A 23,887-nucleotide genomic window follows, 5' to 3' on the forward strand; every position below is an offset into this window, starting at 1 on the left:
CATAGCTAAAAAAACGTTCGGACTCTAGGGTAGAAATCACTTTATTCCCACCCATAAAAAACATTCATTTAGCCTATAAAAATTAGTTATTTAAGCGCACTTTCAAGTTCGGAAGCCGACATGTACGCACCGATGTGTTTACCTTCTGCGTTATAGATCGCTGGCGTACCATTCACACCAATATTTAGACCCATTTCATACATGCTGCGCACTGGGTTTTTACATGATGCAGGCTCGATTTGCTCACCGGCAATAGCTTTATCAAATGCGGCACGACGGTCTTTGCTACACCAGATATTTTCCATCATTGGCATGTGTTGTTCACCACGTGGCCAAGCGATATAACGGACTTCAATGCCGCGGGCATTAATATCATCGATTTGTTCATGTAATTTGTGGCAATAAGGACAGCTGACATCGGTAAATACATAAACCACGTGTTTGGTTTTACCTTTGGCTTTATAGATTAGTAAGTCTTCAGTTTTTAATTGATCAAATAATTTTTTGTTGGCTTCTGCTTGTAGGGTATCGCCTACATTAAAGAGTTGTTTTTCACCTAAACGAACCACGTCGCCTTGGAAAATGTATTTACCATCAGCTGTAGCATAGACCGCAGGCATGCCTTCAAAGCTGACCCAAAACAAATTAGGAACTTCAGTCGCTTTCACCCCAGTGACTTTGGCATTGATATTGGCTTTTTGCAGATTGGATTGCAAAGTATCAATTAAACGCTGCTGAGCATTACGTTCAGATAAATTCGAAGCTTCACCAGTTGCAGGCGTACTTGCCGTTAATGTCGCGTCTTTCTTTTCATCATTATTTGAATTAGAACAAGCCACTAACGCCATGCTGGCAACAAGTGTCGATGCGAGAAAAAATTTTGAACGGGTAAATAACATAAACAACCCTTTTCTTTTAGCTTTATCAAACAGGTGAGTAAGCATAGCAAAAAATATCGGCCACGATAGAACTTCTTGGTCTGATATTTCCTGCCGTTAAGCTCTCGGATGATAGTCTGCATGTAATTTTTGCATACGAACTTGCGCGACATGGGTATAAATTTGAGTGGTAGACAAGTCACTGTGACCGAGCAGCATCTGCACGACACGTAAGTCGGCACCGTGGTTGAGCAAATGCGTGGCAAAGGCGTGGCGTAAGGTATGTGGTGATAATTCAGTTTGAATACCTGCAATGAGCGCATAGCGTTTAATCGCGTACCAAAAGTTTTGGCGACTCATCATTCCACCGAGTTGAGTGAGAAATAAAGCATCGGTTGCGCTTTTGTATAAGACGGGACGTGCTTCAGCTAAATATTTCTCGATCCATTCCACCGCCATTTGACCTAAAGGAACTAAGCGCTCTTTATTGCCTTTACCAGTAATCCGTAAATAGCCTTGTTTCAGATTGATCAGTTCTAATCTTAAATTTAATAACTCAGAGACACGTAAACCACAGGCATACAGCACTTCGAGCATGGCACGATCACGTAGACCCAATGCGGTGCTGAGGTCAGGGGCATTAATCAGTGCTTCGACATCTGCTTCAGATAAGTCCTTTGGTAGGGCACGACCCAATTTGGGTGTTTTATGGATTGCAACAGGATTGTCGCTGCGTATTTTTTGTTCGCGTAAGAACTTGAAAAATGAACGCAGTGCAGAAAGTGAGCGGGCGATCGAGCGAGGGCTTTTTCCTTGTTTAGTCAGGCTGAGCAAGACATCTGAAATGTCGTCACTGCTCCAATCTGTCATGACATGTGTATGACACCCACTGCATTGAATTAAATCAGATAAATATGCATTTCGAGTATGTGGACTGACCGTTTGAGCAATTAAATCATCACGATATCCGTGTAAAAAACTGAGTGTTTCTGGAATTTGGACTGGGGTCGGGATTCGTGGTTTTTTATTTAACATGTGCCGCTCATTTTTGAAATTAAACCAAGAAATCACAATGGTTTAATGCAATGTAATTTAAAAAAATAGTCGTGTCGATGCTAGATTGTTAAATGAGAATTGAAATCGAATCCGATTTGTTAATTATTCTCATTTGTTTGTATAATGTTCAAAATTTTTTAGGGTTAGTTGCGTGCGATTATCTGATTTGAAAGTGAAACAAAGCGCAGTCATTCATAAGGTACATCGTAACCAGAATGGCAACAATGCTCCGGCTGATTTAGTCGCTAGCCGTTTAGAGACTTTGGGTTTTGTTCCCGGAACAAAAGTACAGGTGATTACCAAAGGTATTTTTGGTGGTGACCCGATTTTAATTCAAGTTGGGTTTACTCGTTTTGCACTGCGAAAAGTAGAAGCTGAAAAAGTGGAAATAGCAATGGAAGGGGCATCAGCATGAGTGATGCGTTACGTATTGCCCTCGTTGGTAATCCAAACTGTGGTAAAACTTCATTATTCAATCATTTAACGGGTACACGTCAGAAAGTTGCGAACTATGCTGGAGTAACGGTTGAGCGTAAAGTTGGTCAATTTACTTTGCCATCGGGTAAATCTGTTCGAGTTTTGGATTTGCCGGGGACGTATAGCTTAGAAGCGACGAGTCCTGATGAAGCGATTACGCGTGATGTCGTGCAAGGTAAAATTGCAGAAGAAGGGCATCAAGATGTCTTTTTATGTGTAGTTGATGCGACAAACTTAAAATTGCACCTCGGTTTGGTCATGGAAATGATCGATTTGGGTCGTCCAATTTTACTTGTCCTCAACATGATGGATGAAGCACGTCGTCGTGGCATGCAAATCAATACCCAAAAGCTGTCTCAGCGTTTGGGTGTGCCTGTTGTAGAAACCGTTGCTGTACGTAATGCGGGTATTGAAAACTTAATGGGCGCTTTGGATGCTGAAGGTTTCAGAAAACCAGATGCGTCATTAAGTGATACCAATCTTTCTGGGACTAACCACGAAAAAATTGAACAAATTTTAAAAGACGTGGTGGTGTTTGTTGATCATGAAGATAAACGCTCAGACTTCCTCGATAAAATTTTTCTACATCCAGTCTTTGGTTTAATTACCTTAGCGGTGATGATGTTTATTATCTTCCAAGCGGTGTTTGCATGGGCTGCGCCGTTTATGGACGGTATTGAAACCTTCTTCGGTTGGTTCGGTGAATTAGTCGGTGAACACATTTCACATCCACTACTGAACAGCTTGGTGGTTGATGGGATCATTGCGGGTGCAGGTGGTGTGGTGGTGTTCTTGCCGCAGATTTTAATTTTATTCTTCTTTATTTTGGTTTTAGAAGAATCAGGTTATTTACCACGTGCAGCATTCTTGCTAGATAAGCTGATGTTTAAAGCCGGACTGAGTGGTCGTGCTTTTATTCCTTTGCTGTCGAGCTTTGCCTGTGCTGTACCGGGCATCATGGCAACTCGGAGTATTCAAGACCCCCGAGATCGTCTGGTCACGATTTTAGTTGCGCCATTGATGACCTGTTCGGCACGTTTACCGGTTTATGCCTTGCTGATCTCAGCATTTATTCCACAGCAAATGGTCTGGGGCGTCTTTAACTTACAAGGCTTGGTGCTATTTGCATTATATGCAGCAGGGATTGTGAGTGCCTTAATTGTGGCAACAGTGCTGAAATTCTTCCAAAAAGATAAATCACAGCATGCCTTATTGATGGAACTTCCAAGCTACCGTTTCCCAGATATTAAGAGTGTTTGGATTGGTTTACTGGACCGTGCCAAGATTTTCTTGAAACGTGTCGGTGGCATCATTTTCGCTTTATCGATTTTGTTATGGTTCTTGTGTACCTTCCCGCAACCGCCAGAAGGCGCAACCTTGCCGGATATTGATTATTCATTGGCAGGTATGCTTGGGCATGTATTACAACCGATTTTTGCACCATTAGGGTTTAACTGGCAGATCTGTATTGCCTTAATTCCAGCGATGGCGGCACGTGAAGTTGTTGTAGCGGCATTGGGTACGGTGTATGCCTTGTCTGCAACAGATGACGATGCCATGTCTCAAGGCCTGGCAAATTTAATTAGTAGTGATGGGTCATTGGGTTGGTCATTGGCAACCGGTTTATCATTATTGGTGTGGTTTATTTATGCGCCACATTGCTTGGCGACACTGGCGACAGTTAAACGTGAAACTGGCTCCTTGAAAACGGTGAGTTTCATGACCATCTATTTATTTGGTTTGGCTTATTTAATGGCATTCATCACGTATCAATTTGCAACACGCTATTTTGGATTCTGAATTGTGAATGGCAAAAGCTGAACAAAGGAGAGAGACATGCTTGAATCAATAATTATTGCGGTATTGGTGATTTGGAGTGCTGTCGTGGTGTTTAAGAAGGTATTTCCAAAAACATCGAACTCAGTCTTCACAACTTTATCTGAGCACTGTGCAAACCGTGGTTGGAACAGTCTAGCCAAATGGTTAAAGCCAAAAATGGTCGCAGGCTGTGCAGGCGGTTGTGGATGTTCAGCTTCGGATAATTCATCTGCAAAAAAAGCTGAAGTACAAGCGGTGAAGTGGAAATAAGCTCACCGCCCGTTGCGTGAAGAAACCGCCCGAGATGGGCGGTTTTTTACGAGCGGACACAAAAAAACTGCGAGAAAGTGAAAACATAAAAAGCATTCAAAACAGCAAAGTGCTAACATTTTGTCAGATTTAAAAACCGACCAAAAAATGGGGCGAAAATGTTAATACAGCGTGGTGGATTGAAGGTTGTTGCCGGATTAGGGATTTCTGGTGTTTCCGCAGTGAATTTCTTACATAGCCATGGCTACCGCGTTGCAGTCACCGATTCACGAGCAGTCCCACCGGGTCATGATCAAATTCCAAGTGATGTACAAACCAGTTTTGGTCAGTTGGATCAAGATTTATTACTCCAAGCAGAAGAAATTATTATCAGCCCGGGGCTAGATCCAAAATTACCGCAAATTCAGGCGGCCATTGCAGCCAACATTCCTGTGGTTTCAGAAATTCAAATTTTACGTCGTGCGACGGATAAGCCAATTGTCGCGATTACAGGTTCGAATGCGAAAAGTACCGTAACGACTTTATTTGGTCTTATGGCAGCAGATGCAGGCAAAAAAGTGGCAGTGGGTGGCAACCTGGGTCGACCGGCTTTGGATCTCACCAAAGATGATCCTGAGCTTTATGTTTTAGAGCTTTCAAGTTTTCAATTAGAAACCACGTCGAACTTGGCAGCAGAGGTTGCTGTTGTGTTGAACATGAGCGAAGACCATTTGGACCGTCATGGCGATATGATGGGCTATCACACTGCGAAGCATCGTATTTTCCAAGCGGTGAAAAAAGTGGTGTATAACCGTGATGACTCATTAACACGTCCATTGGTTCCAGATATTACTCCAATGCAAAGCTTTGGCCTAAATGCTCCAGATATGAATCAGTTCGGTATTTTACGCGATACTGATGGCACAATTTGGTTGGCACGTGGTCGTGAGCGTTTACTGAAAAGTGCAGATATGTATATCCAAGGGACACATAATGTGGCAAACGCCTTGGCATGTTTAGCTTTGGGTGAAGCGATTGGTTTGCCACTAGCAGGCATGTTGGAAACCTTGAAAACCTTTAAAGGCTTAGAACACCGCTGTGAATTTGTCAAAGAAGTGCATGGTGTTCGTTATTATAATGACTCTAAAGGCACCAATATTGGTGCGACTTTAGCTGCAATTGATGGTCTTGGTGCTGCGATTGAAGCCAAAGGCGGTAAAGTGGCGATTATTTTAGGTGGTCAAGGCAAAGGGCAGGACTTTACTGCGCTGCGTGATTCACTTTCAAAATATGCCAAAGTTGCGGTATTGATTGGTGAAGATCGTCCAATTATTGAAAAAGCGATTGAAGGGACAACCACGCTGATTCATGCTGAAAGTTTGAAACAAGCGGTTGAGCTGTGCCAACAAAATGCGGTAGCCAATGATGTGGTGTTATTGTCTCCAGCGTGCGCAAGTTTTGATATGTTTAAAGGCTACAGTGAGCGTGGACACCAATTTGTTGATTGTGTGAATGCACTCGTTTAAAAGAATGATAAGGAAAGTTGTATGGCTGGGTTAGCTCAGGCGACCATAAATAGAATAAATGAAGTTGTAGAGCGTTGGATTCCTCGGTTACCTGCCGAGGTCAACGTGCGCAATGTTTTAATGTTCTGTGTTTTGGCATTGTTGTGTATTGGTTCGATCATGGTGGCATCTGCATCGATGCCTTATGCAGAACGCATGCATGAAAATGCCTTTCATTACATTTCACGACACGGTATTTCGATTGCCGCTGCCGCCGCCGCCGCCTATATCGCCTATAAAGTGCCGTTGAATGTTTGGTTTAACAACACCTTCTTTTTATGGATTATCACGATTATCTTACTGGCTGCTGTATTGGCTGTCGGGACAGAGGTCAATGGTTCTAAACGTTGGATTCGTATTGCTGGTTTCACCTTACAGGCTTCGGAAGTTGCCAAAGTCATGATGGCGATATTTACCGCGGACTATGTGGTACGGCGTGCCGAAGAAGTCCGTAATAATATTAAGGGCTTGGTGCGTTTGGCAGTGATTATGGCTGCAACTGTCGGTTTGGTCATGGCAGAGCCCGATTTAGGGGCGACGGTGGTGATTGCCTTAACCATGCTAGGGGTATTCTTCCTCGCAGGAGCACCGTTGATTCAGTTCGCAATTGCCTTTGGTGCGATCATCATGGCCTTTGTGTTCTTGATTTTATTTGAACCTTATCGTTTAGAACGTTTGATGTCCTTCTCAAATCCATGGAATGATCCATTAGGCGCAGGCTACCAGTTGTCGAATGCATTAATGGCTTTTGGTCGCGGTGAATGGTTTGGTGTCGGCTTGGGTCATAGTATTCAAAAAATGTCGTATTTACCTGAGGCACATACCGACTTCATGTTGGCGGTTTTGGGCGAAGAATTTGGCTTCTTTGGGATTTTGACCGTATTGACGCTGTCATTTGTGATGTTGGTCTGCTGTATTCGCATTGGTCATCGTGCTTTACGTCATCAATACTTACGTGCAGGCTACTTGGCTTATGGCATTAGTATTATCTTCTTGCTGCAAATTTTGGTGAATGCCGGCATGAACATGGGCATGCTTCCTACCAAGGGTTTGACCTTACCGTTTATTAGTTATGGGGGGTCTTCTCTGATTATCTGTGCGGTTATGGTGAGTCTGATCTTAAAGATCGATGCGACGACCAAAGAAGTAAACCCAAGTAAAGAAGAATCAAGCTTCTAAATTCGTATCTCGTTGCGGATCGGGAGATGCATGGTGCAGTACACTCGCCGGCATCTCCGTTCCACAATGGAGACATTTGACCAAGCTCGCCTTGGCTTTAGATAGTGGAATCAATGGAATAAAAAATAAAGAAAAATAATTACGTTGCTGTTTCAACTCATACTGAGTTCTGCTGCGGCAGACAGGGCAAGTAAATTGGCTCTTTTCAATGACTTTGGTTTTCGGACCAACTCCAAAAATAAAAAATATTAGGCTCTCCAATGGTCGATTGATCACTTTATTAAAGCATAATTCAATTGAATATCGAGTGATTGGCTCAGATAGGGATGTGGGTTTATTGATAGATTTGAGGCAATGCTGTGCCATGGGGAATTTGTTGAATATCCCACTGCGCAATCGCCTGTTGTAGCATAATACGTGGCGTATCTAAGTCGACTGGCGGTTGGTGTAGGGCTTGCAATGCTTGTTGTAATAAAGGTGCCGCTTGGCTTAAATCAAGAGCTTGAGCCATATTCTGTTTTGACAGCTTTTGTCCCTGATCATTCATTGCCAATGGCAAGTGCATGTATTCAAGGCGCGGATAACCCAAAACCTGTCCGAGCCAAATTTGACGTTCGGTATTGTCCAAAAGATCAGCCCCACGTACAACATGGGTCATCCCTTGTAGGTAGTCATCCACCACGACAGCAAGTTGATAATTGATAATGCCATCACGGCGTTTTAAGACAAAGTCACCCAAATCCTGTTGCAGATTGGAGCAATGCATCCCTTGTAAGCGGTCGGTAAAACAAATGTTCTGTGCATCGACTTTGATTCGAATAGCCTGATCCTGAAGGGGAAGGCCAAGATTACGACATGTGCCTTGATAGATATGATTCGAACCAAGCATTTTTCGGGTGCATTGACAAGCATAGACCAAGTCTTGGGCATGCAAATGCGCAATGACTTGCTCATAGATTTCGAGGCGGTCTTTTTGGAAAATGATCTCGGTATCTGGTTCGAATTGAAATGCATCAATACAACGTAAGATATGTTCTTCGCTGCCGGGAAATATACGTGGAATGTCGGTATCTTCGATACGAACGATCCATTGCCCCTGATGGGCACGGGCATCGCAATAGCTTGCGACTGCTGTAATTAAAGAGCCAAAATGCAAAGGGCCGGTTGGCGATGGCGCAAACCGACCCACGTAATGCTCTGTAACTTTTCCCCCCTTTTTTAAAGGGAGGGCTAGAGAGGAATTACTCAACACAGAATTAACCGTTATTTTGCTTCTCTTTGATCTCTGCAAGTGTTTTGCAGTCGATACATAAAGTTGCTGTTGGACGTGCTTCTAGGCGACGTAAGCCAATTTCGATACCACACGTTTCACAGAAACCGTAGTCATCATTTTTAATCGCTTCAATTGATTGTTCAATTTTACGGATCAGTTTACGTTCACGGTCACGTGTACGAAGTTCAATCGCAAATTCTTCTTCTTGCGTTGCACGGTCGTTCACATCTGGAAGCGCAGTATTTTCGTCTTGCATGGTATTCAAAGTACGGTCTACTTCTGACATTAACTCAGCTTTCCACGCCAATAAAATGTGGCGGAAATGCTCAAGTTGCCCTTCAGACATGTATTCTTCATTCTTTTTAGGCTGATAAGGTTCAATACCAAATAAGCTTGCAGTAGAACCACCTTCAGTCGCCTTTGGCTTTGATTTGCGCACGCGTTTGGTAGACTTTTCGTCTACTACATCAGTTTGTTCGTCTAAGACTTGATTTTGGTTGTCATTCGCCATATAGGGCATTCCTCATCATATGCATATATCTATACGCAAAAAATATGGTGATATGCAAGTTTTTTATCCACCCAACACAGAGTTTCCTTCTGTGGGGGTCGTCATCATATAGACTTTTTCTGCTTATTGATAGTCTTTGATGTTTGGATTCTAACTATCACTTTTCCTTTAGAAGGCATAAAGTAAAGCAAAAAAATCAAATTGAAAAGTTAATAACCTGAAATTTCAACATTAATTTGAGGTTGTTTCAATTTGACCCGAACAACTTCAGTTTTAAATTCACCATTATCATTCAGATAGAGTGCACGATACCCTGGTAAAGCCTCATCTAAGGCAAAATTTTCACTATGCGGTTTGAACTGAACACTGGTCGAAGGCGTCGATAAAAACTGAATATTGCGCCATTGATTAGACGAGTCTTGATGTACGTGTCCGCATAGTACAATTTTGACATTGTCATGGCGTGAAAGCACATCTATGAGATGTTCAGCGTTCTTTAGTTTATGCTGATCTATCCAATGCGATTGCATGGCAAAAGGGTGGTGGTGGCATGCCACAATGATGTGTTGCTGTGGGTGTGCTGTGAGTAACTGATCTAATTGTTCGAGCTGCTGTTGTGATACCCAACCATCCACTTTTCCTTTAACCGCACTGTTCAGTAAAATCAGACACCAATTGCCTAATGCGATGCAGTGTGCCCGATCTTCCTGTTGATGAAAAGGGAAGCAAGATGCTTCGTCATGGTTCCCCGGAATCTGATAAAACGGAAACGGCTGCTGTTGCATATATTCGCGATAACGCGCATAGGTGCGCTCTACCGGCACTTGTGCAAGATCGCCAGTATGGACAAGCGTATCGATGTGATGATGGTTCAACTGAATTTGTTGAATCACATCGTGAAAACTCTGCTCTGGATTCATGCGGACAAACTCAAGATCTTCCTGATCCATTAAATGTGTGTCCGAGATCTGGATCAGTGTCCAGTCGTATTGTGGTGTGTCCCTTAAAGTCATGTCCTTCCCCTTAGACATTCCTTGTAGTATGTATTTGTTGTTGTAACCATTGCAAGGCCATAATGACAGGTGCGTTTTTTAGCCGACCATTGGTTAATAATTCAGGAATATCAGCATAGTTTAAGATATGCAATTGAATATTTTCTCCTTCATCAGGCATGCCAAAGACTCCACCATGTTCAGGCAGTTCAGCTTCAGCACTATAAAGGTGGAATAATTCCGCGCAGGCACCCGCAGAGGGATAAAAACTAAATAAATGCTGTAGTGCATCTAATTCACAGCCTGACTCTTCCAAACTTTCACGGCGGATGCAGCTTTCAGCAGATTCATCACCATCGAGCACGCCGGCAATAATCTCTAGTTGCCATGGCGAAGTTTCATCATCAATCGCCCCAATGCGGAATTGTTCAATTAGGGCAAATTTTTGTTGTTGATGACTATAGATCAGCACACCTGCTGCTTCAGGACGATGAATCAATTCACGCTGAATGGTTGGAATCATGCTGTCTTGATGGAATAAGCGGTGTCGAAGCTGAACTTTTTCAACTTGAATAAAGCCTTTATAAAGATGTTCACGCCCTTCAATGCTGTAATCTTTTTTGTTATATGTGGCCTGTTTAATAATATTCATAAGCGCTAATTAGGATGAAATCTTCCATTTCATCCTAACCGAGATTTTGTTGAATACAAAAGATTTTTTTTAAGCTTTACACTTTGTGGTACAACTTTTGACCATGTTCATGATAGGCCGCTTTCATGCTTTGTAAACCTGTTTCAATTTCAGGATTAAATTCTGAAGAAAGCTGCATATCTTGCTGATTTTTTGCATAATCTCTCACATTTTGTGTGATTTTCATCGAGCAAAATTTAGGTCCACACATGGAACAAAAATGGGCCGATTTATGTGCTTCTTTCGGCATAGTTTCATCATGCATGCTGCGTGCTGTATCAGGGTCTAAGCTCAGATTAAATTGGTCTTCCCAGCGGAATTCAAAGCGTGCTTTCGACAATGCATTATCACGAGCCTGCGCACCAGGATGACCTTTGGCAAGGTCTGCGGCATGGGCTGCAATTTTGTAGGTGATAATGCCATCTTTGACGTCTTTTTTATCTGGTAGACCAAGGTGCTCTTTCGGGGTCACATAACACAGCATCGCGGTGCCGTACCAACCAATCATTGCCGCACCAATCGCAGAGGTAATGTGGTCATAGCCCGGGGCAATATCGGTGGTGAGCGGCCCAAGCGTATAGAAAGGCGCTTCTTTGCAAACCTCGAGTTGTAGATCCATATTTTCTTTGATCATGTGCATTGGGACATGGCCTGGGCCTTCAATCATGACTTGTACATCATGTTCCCATGCCCGGTGAGTCAATTCACCTAAGGTGCGTAATTCACTAAATTGAGCTTCATCGTTAGCATCTTGAATACACCCCGGACGTAAACCATCACCTAAACTGAATGACACATCATAGGCTTTCATGATTTCGCAGATTTCATCAAAATGCGTATACAGGAAGTTTTCTTCATGATGCGCTAAGCACCACTGCGCCATGATGGATCCGCCACGTGACACAATACCAGTTAAACGGTTGGCGGTGAGTGGAACATAACGAAGCAGCACGCCTGCGTGAATCGTAAAGTAATCGACACCTTGCTCGGCTTGTTCAATCAGTGTGTCTTTGAAAATTTCCCAGGTTAAGTCCTCTGCGACACCATCAACTTTTTCTAAAGCTTGGTAAATCGGTACGGTGCCAATGGGTACAGGTGAGTTGCGAATAATCCATTCTCGGGTTTCATGGATATTTTTACCTGTCGATAAATCCATAATGGTGTCAGCGCCCCAACGAGTTGCCCACGTCATTTTTGCCACTTCTTCATCGATGCTTGAACCAAGTGCTGAGTTACCAATGTTGGCATTGATTTTCACCAAGAAGTTACGACCAATAATCATCGGTTCACATTCAGGGTGATTAATGTTGGCAGGGATAATGGCACGACCTTCAGCCACTTCTTGACGTACAAATTCAGGGGTGATTTCAGTTAAATTGCGTGCGCCAAAATTTTGACCGGCATGTTGGCGCATATCGACACCTTCACGCTGACGCTGATTTTCACGAATTGCAATGTATTCCATTTCAGGGGTGATGATGCCTTGTTTGGCATAGTGCATTTGAGAGACATTGTGTCCACGACGAGCGCGACGGGGTTTTGAAATATGCGCAAAACGAATCTCTGCAGTACGAATATCTCGAAGACGCTCTTGTCCAAATTTTGAAGTCAAGGTATCGAGTATTTCCGTATCATTTCGAGACTCGATCCAAGATTCACGGACATTAGGTAGACCTTGATTCAGGTCAATTTGAATATTGGGGTCTGTATAAGCACCAGAGGTGTCATAAACCATGATCGGCAGATTTTTTTCTCCACCCAGACCTGTAGGCGTATCTGTAAGACTGATCTCACGCATTGGTACGCGAATATCTGGACGTGAGCCTTGGATATAGACTTTCTTTGACGCAGGGAGAATACGAGTGAGATCTTTAGCATCTTGTTCATGTTGAGCAGCGCGATCTGAAGCGGTGAGATTCGTTAATTGGTTCATTGCAATGATCCTTATGAATGACATCAACGAATCAAGCACGACCAAAAACGTGGCGGTTTATCTGATGGGTCACCTGAAAAATAAAGGCGTAAAACCAAGAGATAAGAAGGGCTTAAGTTTTTAGATGGCTTGATTCCTACGCAGGTATTAACCTGATCAGGTTCAACGGTACTCATCCTTAAATTTAGCGAACTAAATTTAGATGATCTCAGCAGGAAATTACCTGCGCTCCGTCAAGCTTTGTGCGGATATTAGCATGAAGGCTGTTTTAAAACAGTGTTATTTTTCATCGATTTTCAAGTGCAGAATTTTGGCTAGGCCCGTGTGCAATTGAACTTGCATTGGCTAAGTAGAGGACTGATTTACACAGATGGCGTCACTAAAACAGTCTTTCTTATAATGCGGATCAGGATTACGGACACCAATTAAATTCAACAGCTGTGCTTCTGATCGCTGATTAGATGCAGTAGTATTTTGATCTAATAATTTTAAAAATAAACGCGCCTGATCTGCCAATTTGGAGTTTTTTAATTGAGCCAAGCGTTCAATTTCTTCTAAAGAACTGGCTTGAATACTGAGGCGGTCTGAAAAATCATTGGAAACTGGACTGTGTGCCGAACCAATAAATAACAACTGGCTATATTGATATAGCAATTGTTGTGCATCTTTTTTGTAGGGGCTATCTGGATATTGTTTCAGATAGTCTTCCCAAAAAATAGCACGTGTTGCAATCTCTTGCGGCTCAATGGCTAAACTTTTTTGTAGCAAGGCGGGTTGTGCATTTTGTTCAGCCAGTTTTTCAATGAAGACCTGCTCAGGTTCTTCCATATAAGGCGCAAAAATTTTGGCTAAATATTCAGGACTGCGGCGATAGCGTAATTGTCCTTCACCTGCATCGAACAATTCTACATAGGCTTGGCCTTTATGTTTCAGTAAGTATTGATCTCGGGCAGTGAGCTGCTCATAATGATTTTGTTGAATTGTGGGATGCTGAGCCATATCAAAGGCAAATTGTTCGAACGCCATTTGCTGTTGAGCTGTACGTTCAACATGTAAAAAGTTGCGATACATTTGATTGGACAAACGCAGTAATTTTTTTTGTTCGTCCGCTTTTAATAGCGGTAAGCAGACTTTGAGATCTTGGTTGATTTGTTCTAAAGCGAAAGTTGTTCGTTGATCGTCTATTTCCAGCATGTTTTTTTCAAGTTTTCTGCACAGCAAAGACAAATCGACTGCTTCTTTTTGAACAGTCTTATTGTTGGGAAACTCTGGTGCAGGTTGAGGTTCAGGCTGTTGTTGGCATCCATTCAACATACTGAAACATAAAAACATTGCACTAAACTTTGCAGGCAGCTGAAAAAATTTTGACACAGGAACTCGATGCGCTATAGAAGTGGTATTGTCCGATGGAATGTCGACTATTTTATAGATGAAACACGTGCAATATGTGTACTATTGTACAGTTCTTTGTTATAGCGTTGTGAGTAGTGTCTGAAAACGACTGAAATTATCCGGTTTTGTCGCATTTGATATAAAAAATTAATAAAAATCATACGGAAATTTGCAAGGATATGATTAGTATCTGCTTAGTTTTAGGCTTGAATATTCAATCTCGGGTATTTGAATATTAGGAATTTACAAAAAAAATGAACAAAAAAGTTGTGGTGGGTCTTTGTTTGCTTTTCACGAGTCAATGGGCGTGTGCGCTAGATCTTGTGCAAGCTTATGAACGTGCAAAACAAGAAGACCCCAATTGGCAAGCCAATAAACTACAATATGAAGCGGATAAATTGAATTTGGGGATTGCCAATGGGAACTTACTCCCGACGGTAACAATCTCCGGAAATGTGACCCGAAAAAATCAAAATTCCAACCAAAGCGGCGCTCAAGCCGGGCTGATCATGCCAGACAGCACCACAACAAGACAAATTGCGCTCACTGCCCGTCAGCCCATTTTTCGTTGGGATGCATGGGAAGGGCTGAAGCAAGTCAAAACCTCGATTAATTTAAGTGAAATTAATCTGCAGATTCAAAAACAAGATCATATTTTAAATGTCTCTGAAGCTTATTTTAATGTCCTACGTCAGCAAGCATTGACGGTTGCCAACTTACAAGAAGAACAGGCGCTATCTGAACAGCTGCGCATGATGAATGCTAAATTAAAAGAAGGTTTGGTGGCAAAAAGTGATGTCAGCGAAGCCAATGCTCAATATCAAAATGCTCGGGCCAACCGTATGGCGACTAATGTTCAATTGGTTTTGGCGCAGGAACAATTACAACAGTTGATTGGGCCATATCGAGAAAATTTGGCGGTGTTACGTGATGATTTTCAGTTTGAAAAACCGATTCCAAACAATGTACAAGCGTGGGAAGAACTGGCTCAGGAGCAGAACCTAGGCATTTTACAAGCGCGTATGCAACAACGTTATGCGGAAGATGGCAAACGCGTCGAAAAAGCTGCCTTATATCCTCAGATTGAAGCGGTAGGGACCTATGGTTATAACAAGCAAAGTCCACAATCCATCATGTCGCAAGATGGTCAATTTGATCAGGTGGGGATTGAAATGAACTGGAATGTGTTTAATGGCGGACGGACACAGAAATCCATTAAGCAAGCAGCGATCAATGTTGAAAAAAGCCAAGCACAGGTGGATGCAGCAATTCGAAAAGCACAAACCGATGTAAAAAAATCTTATATGCAAGTCGAAACGGATCAAAGTAAATTACAGGCACGTAAAGCCGCGATGGATTCTTCCGCGCAAGTGTCTTTAGCATCACAAGCCCAGTATCAGGAAGGTCTGAAAACTATGGTTGATGTGCTACTGGCACAGCGTAATGCCTTTTCAGCCCGTCAAGATTATTTAAATTCCAAGTACGATTATTTAATACATGTATTACAACTCAAAGCCTCCGTTGGGAAATTAACGGAAGCTGATTTAGTGGAAATGAATGCATGGTTGGTCGATCAGAAAAATCAGCCATCGATCCTACTAAAGAAATAATCCATGGTCATAAAAGTTTCACAATCAATATGCTTTAATATGGCACTAAAATCTGCCGATTCACGTTGTAGTGGAGACTCGCTTTGCCTAATAATCCTGTTTTAAACCATCACATTTCTTCGCAATTCAATGAAGAGTTGCAGGATGTGCATACCAAATTTATGACCATGGGTGGTTTGGTGGAGCAGCAGGTTGCAAATGCCATTCATGCCTTATTGGATACGGATGCAACGATGGCGATTGATGTTCAATTTCAAGACAATACGGTGAACCGTATGGAAACTGAAATTGATGAAGCGCTTACCCTGATTTTGGCGCGTCGTCATCCTGCTGCGATTGATCTACGCATGGTGATTGCGATGTCGAAAGCCAACACCGATTTAGAACGGATTGGTGATGAAGCGGCAAAAATTGCCCGTATTGCACAAAGCTTGTGTGAAGAGGGTGGTTCACCGCGGGGTTATATGGAAACACGTCATATTGGCAACCAAGTCCGCGTGATGATTCATGATGCGCTCGATGCCTTTGCACGTTTGGATGTAGATCAGGCTTTACGTGTCCTTTTGGCCGATGCTGATATTGACCGCGAGTACCAATCGGCAACCCGTACCCTCATGACGTATATGATAGAAGATCCACGCCACATTACTCGGGTCATGAATGTACTTTGGGTGCTGCGTTCACTTGAACGTATTGGTGACCATGCTCGAAATATCTCTGAACAAGTGATTTATATGGTGAAAGGTCTAGATGTCCGTCACACCAGTGTTGAAGAAATTGAGCAAAAAGTTCAGCGTTAATTGAATAAAACAAATATGAACGAAGCCCATCAAACGATGGGCTTTTTTCGGTCTAAAATTAACTATGTGTTTCTTCGTCTTCCTCAAAAGTCCGGGCAATTTTGTCAATATTTAAACTTTTCGCCATCGCATCGAAGATTTGCTTATAAGCACCTTCTTGATGGTACAAATCATGATGCTCCCCGTGTTCTACGATTTGTCCGTCTTTCATCACATAGGTGTAATCGGCATCGATAATTTGCGACAAACTATGTGAAATCATGATGACGGTACGCCCTTGTTTAATTTGATCCAGACTATTTTTAATTTGTTCAGCAGCGATCGCATCTAAACTTGCAGTCGGTTCGTCCAAGAAAATAATCGGCGGATTTTTCAGGAACATACGTGCCAAGGCAATACGCTGTTGCTGTCCACCTGAGAGCAGCAAGGCATCGGCTTCATAGGCATGCGGCAGTTTTAAGATCTGATCATGGATCGAGGCTTTCCGTGCTGCATCGAAGACTTCTTGCTCTGTAGCTGTACTTTTTCCATAGCGAATATTTTCAAAAATTGAACCTGGGAAAATATGATTTTTTTGTAAAACCAAACCAATATTTTCACGTAAATACTGCGTATCAATCTGTTCTAAATCGATGCCATCGAGTTTGATATTGCCCGCTTGAGGATGATAAAACTTATCCAGTAAGCTAATTAATGTCGATTTACCAGCGCCAGATAAACCAACCAAGGCGGTGATTTTGTTCGGTTGGATGGTCATATTGATACGGTGTAATGCCTGAAAACCATTGGGATAGCTAAAGTCGACATTGCTTAATTCAAACTGACCTTGAATCGGAGGTTGAGCAGTGCCACTGGTTTCAATTTCATGATCCGCTTCTAAGATGTTAAAGAAGCTTTCCGAATAAATCATCGCAGAGTTAATTTCATCATAGATACGATGTAGCGAGCGAATCGGGGCAGAGACGTTATTAAATAACAACACGTGATACATAATCATCCCGATACTCATTTGCCCATCCAAAACAAAATAGGCTGTCAGAATGATGATCAGTACCACACCGACCTGTTCGATAAAGGTTTTGAGTCCGTCAAAGATATAACTGGTTTGCCGTGTCTGCATTTGGTTTTCAGTCAGCGACTTTTGCAGATTTAATTGTTTTTTCGATTCGACGGCTTCTTTGTTAAAAGATTTAATGACCGTTATCGAATTGATAATACTCAGAATACCCTGATTTTTCTTTTCAAAATTATCGCGTAGGGCACGGCGTTTGCCTGCCAGTTTTTGTGATTGTTTGAAGGTCAGCCAAAAATAAATCGGCACGATAATTGTGGCCACCACACCAACCCAAACATTGGCATAATACATTAAGCCCAGTGCAATAATGGCACTGGTAAATAATGGTAAAATATCAATAAAAAAGATTTGAACCAGTCGTGTGAGCGAGCTGACACCCCGATCAATTCGAGTTTGGAGCTTACCTGCTTGGTTGTCTTGTTGATCGAAGAATGCCAATCGATAGGTGATAAATTTTTCAATAATGCCTTGGGACAAATCCTGAGAAATTAAAATACGTAATTTTTCACCAAACGATTTTTGTCCAAATTGCACGATGGCATTGATGACTTCTTTTCCCAATAAGATCACGGTGATGGTGATTAATATATGCCAACCATTCGCCAGACCGAGGCCTTGTTGTAAAAGCTGATTGATGCTGTCTACGGCATATTTGAGTGTCAGGGCATTCACCTGTGCCGTAAGTGAGCCAATTAAGGTCAAGATCAGCGTCACGACCACCAGCCAGCGGTATGGCTGTACGAATGGGCGTAATTTTTGGAAAAGTTGCCACAGATTCATAAGCAATTATTTTTATTGTGAATATGAGCTTTAGTCTAAGACTGAAAATTCAATGCGACAAGCGATGACAATGTTTTGATTTGTGACGAGCGTTTTTCAGCTAAGATATTTTTAAATGTGCTCACGACCTCAGCATCACGGTGCTGCGCCTAACAGTGTTGAGTTGAACCGATGAATTTTGAATTATTTGCGCCTGAACCGCATGCAAACCTGCTGCCCTATGATGGTGAAGTTGAAGATTATGGACTGATCTTCAATGCTGAAGACAGTGAAAAATATTTACGCTATTTCCTCACGCAGTTGGCTTGGCAGCATGATGAAGTCATTTTGCATGGACAGTATTATCAAACGGAGCGAAAAGTGGTTTGGTATGGAGATGCCCATTATGAGTATCACTATTCAGGCATGCAAAAGCAGGCATTGATTTGGAATCCAGCTTTACTGCGCTTAAAGCAACATATTGAGCAACGGTTGGGTCAGACGTTTAATTCCTGTTTGGCCAATTTATACGAAAATGGTACGCAAGCGGTGGGGTGGCATAGTGATGATGAGCCATCTTTGCTTTCACCCACACAGCAGGTGGTGATCGCATCTTTGAGTTTTGGCGCAAGCCGAAAGTTTTGCTTTAAACATAAAAGCACTCAAGAGAAAGTACAGCTTTTACTGCAAAGTGGACAGTTGATTGTGATGCGTGGGAAAACCCAACGGTATTGGAAACATGCCCTAATGAAGTCGATGAAAGTGACCGAGCCGAGGGTGAATTTAACCTTTCGTTATTTCTATGATCAACAGCCGTAAAAAAAGCCCATATCTAGATGAGCTTTTTTCTTTCTCTGAGGAAGAGTATAGCGACAATCAACTGAAATCATGGAACACATGGCTGAGATGACTGCTAAAGAACAATAATCATATTATGATAATTTATCCAATATTTATAATTAATAAATTCAATTAATAATATGGGTTTATCAGATTAATTAAATATCATCTTTACAACATCGCATCAGTTGTGCGCAATCTGATCAGATTTAAATGGCGTCCGATTCTTCCATCATACTGCTGTATTTTTTCTCAATACGCGCTGTACAGTCTTGCATCATTTCTACGACTTTTTGAAAATTCATAAATTCAAAACGATTTTTAGACGCCAATAGGGTCAAAGCAAGCGGGGGTTCTTTACTGGAAAATTTAATCGGAATCGATAAGCTCGACATATTTGGGTCAACTTCACCATTGGAAAAATAATAACCCTGCTTTTTAATCTTTTTCATTTGCAGCATAAATTCTTCTTCATTATGCGCAAAACCAACTTGAGATAACTCGTCCGCAAAACGGTGGTAATAATCTAAAATCCGTTGCTTAGGTAACTGCGACAAAATCACTTTAGACGATGAGCCTTTGTACATTGGACGTGGGCTACCTCGGCCATATGCCAAGGCAGTATAGTCCTTATACAGTTCATGATGTACATCAATACATGAGTCGATATTCAGATGCGTCAATAAGCAACAAGACTCTGTGCGTTCCACAATTTCTTTCATGAAGGGAATGCTAATTTGCACCAATGGATCGGTGGTGCGAGAAATAAAATCAAGCACAGCAATTTTTGAACCCAGTGTGTAATCGCCAGAAGTCCCACTGAGGCGCTGCAATAATTCAGCAGAAACCAGTTCTTTTAAATAGCGATAGCTCGTTGGTTTAGATAAGCCTAATTCTTCACTAATAATGTCGACATTGATGATGGGACGAGCAACTGAAAATAAGTCGAGTACGGTGAGAATTTTACCAAAACTGGAAAGCGCCATAAGAACCTGCTTGGTCACAATAAAAATGAATCGTTAAGTTACTTTATAACAAATTGCTCGGCCTGATGTTGCGCTTTTCTACATTGAAAATGAAACAAATCTGAAATATCACAGGGTTTCTTGGGTTATTCTGATAAAAGCATAATAAAAAATTGAAATACGCATTTAAAATATAGGTAAATTATCAAAATAAGATATTAATATTGACTTTAATTTGTTTTTTTAGCAAAATTGTTGTGAAAATATCCTATATTGAATAAATATTGCCCATTCTTTCGAAGCGCGGGCAATGTTGCACATTACTTTTTGTATTCAAATGGTTTGAAACACGATTTGAATCGCTTCTTTACTTATTGAAATTTCTAGTCATTCCTGTGCCGTGATACAGGTTGTGCTGTCGAATGTCTAAGCATTCGATACGAGGCCGTTTTCACTAAAAAGAAGCAAACCGACGAGATCAATCATGCTGCTGACGAAACAAATACTCGCTTTTCGGCCCAATAAAATGGACTGGATTTTTGCGACCAAAACGTTCATCGCGGGCATGTTGGCGTTGTATGTAGCCTTTGTACTGAATTTGGCATATCCGATTTGGGCGATTGGCACCGTTTTCGTGATCGCGAATCCATATTCAGGCATGACGTCTTCAAAAAGTTTGTATCGTGTATTAGGGACGTTCTTAGGGGCGGCCGTGTCGGTGGTGGCACTGCCACATCTCATCCATATGCCAGTACTGTTTACAGTGTTTTTGGCGGTTTGGGTTGGGTTTTGCCTGTATTTGTCACTGCTAGACCGTACGCCTCGTAGTTATGTTTCCATGTTGGCGGGTTATACCACGGTCATTATCTGTTTTAACGTGGTGCATTTTATTGATACCGCTTCGATTTTCGATATGGCTTTGGGGCGTTTTCTCGAAATTACGGTGGGTGTGGTCTGTAGTGCCATCGTGACCACGACATTATTTCCAATGCATATTGGCCCTGCCGTCGAAACACGGGTGAGCAAAACCTTTGCCGATACCAAAGAAATTTTTGATCAGATTTTATTAGAGCCTGCTGAGCTAGAAAATTATTCTAAAAATCTTGGCAATATTGCACGAGATATCGCGGATATACATGTCATGGCGGTGCATTTGTCTTATGAAAAATCCACCTTAAAAGGCATGACACGTCCATTGCAGGAAATCTTGCATCAGTTGAGTTTGTTGGTCAGTAACTTGGTGGCCATGTCTGAACGGATGAAACAATTAGATGGTCTGGACACACATTATCGGACGGCACTCAAGCAAGCCCATGAACATATTGCCGCGTTTTTATTAGATCAACATCAGATTGAGGAAAGTGAACTTAATCAATTGCCTGAACAGTTTGAGCAAGATTTTCAACACATTCATGCACAGGCATTGCCATCACAACAGGTGATTTTGGGCAGTCTAAAAATGGATATTCGCCATTTTATTCAGAATATTCGTGCGATTCGCTTGCTTTGGCAGCGGGTACAGCAAGGCGACTCCACTTTACCAGCTACACTGACCGCCTTGGGCAATAGTCATTATCCGACTTTGCACCGAGATGCGGGGGTTGCCATTCGTGGCGGGGTGTCTGCATGTTTGATTATTTTAATTTCTACGGGTTTTTGGATCGTTAGTGGTTGGAAAGCTGGATTTATGATGGCCGAAATGGCTGCGATCAGTGCCTGTATTTTAACGGCAATGGATAACCCTGTTCCTGCATTGAAAATGTTTATTCGAGCCAATATGTATGCGGCTTTCATGGTGTTTATCTACGCCTATGGCATTTTCCCGCATGTGACCGCCTTTTGGCAGTTGATCGTGGTGTTAGCACCGTTTGTGATGTTCTGTCTGATGCTGTTTTTACATCCACCTTTAATTGGAATTAGCTTGCCATTACTGATGGGGGCGATTATGGGACTGAATATTCAAAACCGCTTTAGCCTCGATCAGGTGTTTTTCTTTGATGCATCGATTGGGACGGTTTTGGGACCCATTATTTCGGTGTTTATTATTCATTTAGTGCGTGCAATGTCACCAGATATGACGGCCCAACGCATCCTTTCTCAGCATTATAAGGCACTGCGTCAGGCTTTATATCTGCCGTACGGCTTACCGTTTCGGGTGCATTTACGCAGTATGTTGGACCGAATTGGCATCCTAAACAGCAAAATGGTGCAATCAGGAAATTTGAAACAACAGATCGAGTGGGCTTTGGTGGAAGCCAGTGCGGTGATTGATTTGACCCGCTTACAAGAACTGATGAATAAACTCGATCCGAATGATGCATTGGTCAGCGAACTCGAAGAGTTACAACAGGATTTAGATGACTATTTTCGGGCCATGGAACAAGGGCAAAAGAATGTGTATATGAGCTTGAAACAGCAAATTGTAGAGCGAATTCAACGATTGAATCAGGCCGTTCAGGGTATTGAAAACGACGATGTTATGCATCGAATTCAGTATTTACTGAACAATATTCAAAGCAGTTTTTGTCATGTTCTAACACAGCAGACTCCAAATCATTTACAGGTCGAGGCACAACATGGGTGAGCTAAATGTATATGGCGTCTATGTGCCCATTCTATTGATTCAAGCGGTATTGGCCTATCTGTTATTACGGGTCATCATGCGTTTGCTTGACCGATGGATGACGCCAGATTGGGTGCCGATGCCCAATATTTTTTATTTGGGTGTATTTGTGATGTTGCTTTGGCTGGTGCATGAAATCTTTATTTTCTGCCAGTTCTAAGCCCCTAAAAAATGAAATGATTGAGGTAATCGTATGACCAATTTGAATGTCCGAAAATATGTTCGGCCTGTATTGTTGATAATCGTGCTATGTGGCGCATTACTTGCGCTGAAACATATTTGGGAATATTACAATTCGGAACCATGGACGCGTGATGGACGGGTACGTGGTGATGTGATTCAAGTGTCATCGGATGTTTCAGGTTTGGTCACAGACGTTTTAGTTCAAGACAACCAACAAGTGAAAAAAGGCCAAGTGCTGTTTCGTATAGATGTGGCACGTCAAGCTTTGGATGTTGAGCAAGCCAAATCTGACCTGGCGAAAGCCAACGCAGGACTGGCAGGGGCTGAAGCGCAGCTTGCTGAAGCCAAAGCCAATCTAGTGAAGTCACAAGCCAATATTAATCTTGCAGATAAAAATGCAAATCGTTATGCAAGTTTGATGGACGGTGCGATTTCAAAGCAAGAACAAGATCAAATGTTTGCAGTACGTGATCAATCCCATGCAGAGCATGAGCAAACTCAGGCAGCGATTGAGCAAGCCAAAGCCAGTGTGGTGCAGCAAAAAGCCCTAATTGAAGCGGCGAATAGCAGTTTGCATTTGGCTGAATTGAATTTAAACCGTTCGGAAGTAGTTGCACCGACTGATGGAACATTGTCTAACTTTGAACTCAAAGCAGGGAATTACGTCAAAGTAGGACAAGCCGTAGCGGCCTTAATTGACCGTCAACAATTGTATGTTGTGGGATATTTTGAAGAAACCAAACTGGATAAAATCTATGTTGGCGCACCTGCAACAGTCCAACTGATGGGAAGTTCTGAAGTTTATAAAGGCCATGTACAAGGCGTTGCAACAGGGATTGAAGACCGTGAACGTACATCGACTGATAGTTTACTGGCCAATGTCAATCCAACCTTTAGTTGGGTTCGTTTGGCACAGCGTGTACCAGTGAAAATTGTACTGGATGAAGTGCCGCATGATCAGTTGGCTTTTGTCGCGGGTCGAACCACCACGATTCATATTGTGGATAAAAACTAAGTT

Annotated in this window: 22 protein-coding genes and 1 riboswitch; of the genes, 11 read left to right on the forward strand and 11 right to left on the reverse strand. The window is 42.2% G+C overall.

Translation table 11 applies throughout. The features are described 5' to 3' along the window. Positions 1–86 precede the first annotated feature (86 nt). Positions 87–899 (reverse strand): DsbC family protein, encoded by an 813-nt coding sequence (locus FTV37_RS00245; RefSeq protein WP_180062776.1) that lies wholly within the window; start codon positions 897–899, stop codon positions 87–89. Positions 900–995: 96 nt separating this feature from the next. Then, positions 996–1,913, reverse strand: coding sequence for a site-specific tyrosine recombinase XerD (xerD, locus tag FTV37_RS00250; protein ID WP_180062777.1), 918 nt, complete (start codon positions 1,911–1,913; stop codon positions 996–998). Between the two features lie 172 nt (positions 1,914–2,085). Here xerD and FTV37_RS00255 point away from each other — a divergent pair, with 172 nt between their 5' ends. The 5 genes from FTV37_RS00255 to ftsW all read left to right on the forward strand — a co-directional run bounded on the left by FTV37_RS00255 (position 2,086) and on the right by ftsW (position 7,222). Then, the gene (locus FTV37_RS00255; RefSeq protein ID WP_078189444.1) at positions 2,086–2,349 is read left to right on the forward strand and encodes a FeoA family protein; all 264 of its coding nucleotides are present in this window, start codon (positions 2,086–2,088) and stop codon (positions 2,347–2,349) included. After that, positions 2,346–4,211, forward strand: a complete 1,866-nt coding sequence (gene feoB / locus FTV37_RS00260) for a ferrous iron transport protein B (RefSeq protein ID WP_180055464.1) — start codon at positions 2,346–2,348, stop codon at positions 4,209–4,211. The genes FTV37_RS00255 and feoB overlap by 4 nt, the downstream gene beginning before the upstream one ends. Before the next feature lie 36 nt (positions 4,212–4,247). Then, positions 4,248–4,499, forward strand: coding sequence for a DUF6587 family protein (locus FTV37_RS00265; RefSeq protein ID WP_180026527.1), 252 nt, complete (start codon positions 4,248–4,250; stop codon positions 4,497–4,499). A 158-nt stretch (positions 4,500–4,657) separates the two neighbouring features. After that, entirely contained in the window at positions 4,658–6,004 is a 1,347-nt protein-coding gene (gene murD, locus FTV37_RS00270) for a UDP-N-acetylmuramoyl-L-alanine--D-glutamate ligase (RefSeq protein WP_180062778.1), read from the forward strand. Between the two features lie 21 nt (positions 6,005–6,025). Continuing rightward, positions 6,026–7,222, forward strand: a complete 1,197-nt coding sequence (gene ftsW / locus FTV37_RS00275) for a putative lipid II flippase FtsW (protein ID WP_180062779.1) — start codon at positions 6,026–6,028, stop codon at positions 7,220–7,222. Here the strand turns inward: ftsW and FTV37_RS00280 are convergent. From FTV37_RS00280 to FTV37_RS00310, 7 genes are all read right to left on the reverse strand, one after another. Continuing rightward, positions 7,211–7,471, reverse strand: coding sequence for a zinc-ribbon domain-containing protein (locus tag FTV37_RS00280; protein ID WP_078189439.1), 261 nt, complete (start codon positions 7,469–7,471; stop codon positions 7,211–7,213). The two genes, ftsW and FTV37_RS00280, sit on opposite strands and share 12 nt — an antisense overlap. Positions 7,472–7,556: 85 nt before the next feature. After that, complete coding sequence (gene gluQRS, locus FTV37_RS00285) at positions 7,557–8,474, reverse strand: tRNA glutamyl-Q(34) synthetase GluQRS (RefSeq protein WP_373683544.1); 918 nt, start codon at positions 8,472–8,474, stop codon at positions 7,557–7,559. A 4-nt stretch (positions 8,475–8,478) separates the two neighbouring features. Further along, positions 8,479–9,006 (reverse strand): RNA polymerase-binding protein DksA, encoded by a 528-nt coding sequence (gene dksA / locus FTV37_RS00290; protein ID WP_078189438.1) that lies wholly within the window; start codon positions 9,004–9,006, stop codon positions 8,479–8,481. Positions 9,007–9,215: 209 nt separating this feature from the next. Beyond that, on the reverse strand, positions 9,216–10,019 hold the full coding sequence (gene cpdA / locus FTV37_RS00295; protein ID WP_180062781.1) for a 3',5'-cyclic-AMP phosphodiesterase: 804 nt from the start codon (positions 10,017–10,019) through the stop codon (positions 9,216–9,218). Positions 10,020–10,029: 10 nt separating this feature from the next. After that, a complete protein-coding gene (locus FTV37_RS00300; protein WP_111884865.1) occupies positions 10,030–10,650 on the reverse strand; it encodes an NUDIX domain-containing protein in 621 nt (206 codons plus the stop codon). Between the two features lie 76 nt (positions 10,651–10,726). After that, on the reverse strand, positions 10,727–12,622 hold the full coding sequence (gene thiC, locus FTV37_RS00305) for a phosphomethylpyrimidine synthase ThiC (RefSeq protein WP_180004687.1): 1,896 nt from the start codon (positions 12,620–12,622) through the stop codon (positions 10,727–10,729). A gap of 116 nt (positions 12,623–12,738) precedes the next feature. After that, positions 12,739–12,865, reverse strand: a riboswitch (TPP riboswitch). A 102-nt stretch (positions 12,866–12,967) separates the two neighbouring features. After that, on the reverse strand, positions 12,968–13,954 hold the full coding sequence (locus FTV37_RS00310) for a hypothetical protein (RefSeq protein ID WP_180062879.1): 987 nt from the start codon (positions 13,952–13,954) through the stop codon (positions 12,968–12,970). 314 nt (positions 13,955–14,268) lie between these two features. Between FTV37_RS00310 and FTV37_RS00315 the strand changes: the two genes are divergently transcribed. Further along, positions 14,269–15,624, forward strand: a complete 1,356-nt coding sequence (locus FTV37_RS00315; RefSeq protein WP_180062782.1) for a TolC family outer membrane protein — start codon at positions 14,269–14,271, stop codon at positions 15,622–15,624. Between the two features lie 83 nt (positions 15,625–15,707). After that, positions 15,708–16,424 carry a phosphate signaling complex protein PhoU gene (gene phoU, locus FTV37_RS00320; protein ID WP_078189433.1) on the forward strand — a complete coding sequence of 239 codons (717 nt, stop codon included), beginning with the start codon at positions 15,708–15,710 and terminating at the stop codon, positions 16,422–16,424. Between the two features lie 58 nt (positions 16,425–16,482). Here phoU and FTV37_RS00325 read toward each other — a convergent pair whose 3' ends face one another. Next, positions 16,483–18,279 (reverse strand): ABC transporter ATP-binding protein, encoded by a 1,797-nt coding sequence (locus FTV37_RS00325; RefSeq protein ID WP_180062783.1) that lies wholly within the window; start codon positions 18,277–18,279, stop codon positions 16,483–16,485. 171 nt (positions 18,280–18,450) lie between these two features. On the opposite strand from FTV37_RS00325, the gene FTV37_RS00330 reads away from it, so the two are divergent. Further along, positions 18,451–19,077: an alpha-ketoglutarate-dependent dioxygenase AlkB gene (locus FTV37_RS00330; protein ID WP_180062784.1), complete on the forward strand. Its 627-nt coding sequence runs from the start codon at positions 18,451–18,453 to the stop codon at positions 19,075–19,077. 230 nt (positions 19,078–19,307) lie between these two features. Here FTV37_RS00330 and FTV37_RS00335 read toward each other — a convergent pair whose 3' ends face one another. Then, positions 19,308–20,084, reverse strand: coding sequence for an IclR family transcriptional regulator (locus FTV37_RS00335; protein ID WP_180062785.1), 777 nt, complete (start codon positions 20,082–20,084; stop codon positions 19,308–19,310). Between the two features lie 463 nt (positions 20,085–20,547). Here FTV37_RS00335 and FTV37_RS00340 point away from each other — a divergent pair, with 463 nt between their 5' ends. Genes FTV37_RS00340 through FTV37_RS00350 form a run of 3 tightly spaced genes read left to right on the forward strand, consistent with a single transcriptional unit; the run spans position 20,548 to position 23,884 of the window. Further along, positions 20,548–22,647, forward strand: a complete 2,100-nt coding sequence (locus tag FTV37_RS00340) for an FUSC family protein (protein WP_180062786.1) — start codon at positions 20,548–20,550, stop codon at positions 22,645–22,647. After that, positions 22,640–22,846, forward strand: coding sequence for a DUF1656 domain-containing protein (locus tag FTV37_RS00345; RefSeq protein WP_180036125.1), 207 nt, complete (start codon positions 22,640–22,642; stop codon positions 22,844–22,846). Before FTV37_RS00340 ends, FTV37_RS00345 begins: the two co-directional genes overlap by 8 nt. Before the next feature lie 33 nt (positions 22,847–22,879). Next, on the forward strand, positions 22,880–23,884 hold the full coding sequence (locus FTV37_RS00350) for an HlyD family secretion protein (RefSeq protein WP_180062787.1): 1,005 nt from the start codon (positions 22,880–22,882) through the stop codon (positions 23,882–23,884). Positions 23,885–23,887 lie beyond the last annotated feature (3 nt).

The organism is Acinetobacter sp. YH16042 (assembly GCF_013417245.1).
Lineage (GTDB): Bacteria > Pseudomonadota > Gammaproteobacteria > Pseudomonadales > Moraxellaceae > Acinetobacter > Acinetobacter amyesii.